The sequence below is a fragment of the Carboxylicivirga linearis genome (assembly GCF_018271995.1).
Taxonomy (GTDB): Bacteria; Bacteroidota; Bacteroidia; order Bacteroidales; family Marinilabiliaceae; genus Carboxylicivirga; species Carboxylicivirga linearis.
Genome location: NZ_JAGUCO010000174.1, coordinates 1 through 331 on the forward strand (window position 1 = coordinate 1; position 331 = coordinate 331).

A 331-nucleotide genomic window follows, 5' to 3' on the forward strand; every position below is an offset into this window, starting at 1 on the left:
AAATTAGTATTATGGATAATTCAACTCAATGGTATGTTTATGCTCTTTATTCATGGGAGTTTAATCGTCTTTATGTTGGTATGTCTATAAATCCAGAAGTACGCTTAGAGCAGCATAATTCCAGTCAAGTTCGTTCCACGAAAGCATATGTTCCATGGATACAGTTCTATTGTGAAAAGGTAGGTGACAGGAAGGAAGCCAGACGTCGAGAGTTGGAACTAAAATCTACTTCAGGTCGGCGATATTTAAGAAGTTTATTGGGAGAAGGAAATGATAGGTAAGATGCGATTTTTATATTGTACTAAATTCATTATTTTTGCAGCCACATTTA

At 35.3% G+C, this 331-nt stretch carries 1 protein-coding gene; it reads left to right on the forward strand.

Translation table 11 applies throughout. The annotated features are described in order from the left end of the window. The coding region (locus tag KEM10_RS24185) for a GIY-YIG nuclease family protein (RefSeq protein WP_212221088.1) at window positions 1-281 on the forward strand (281 nt) is incomplete at its 5' end. Window positions 282-331 lie beyond the last annotated feature (50 nt).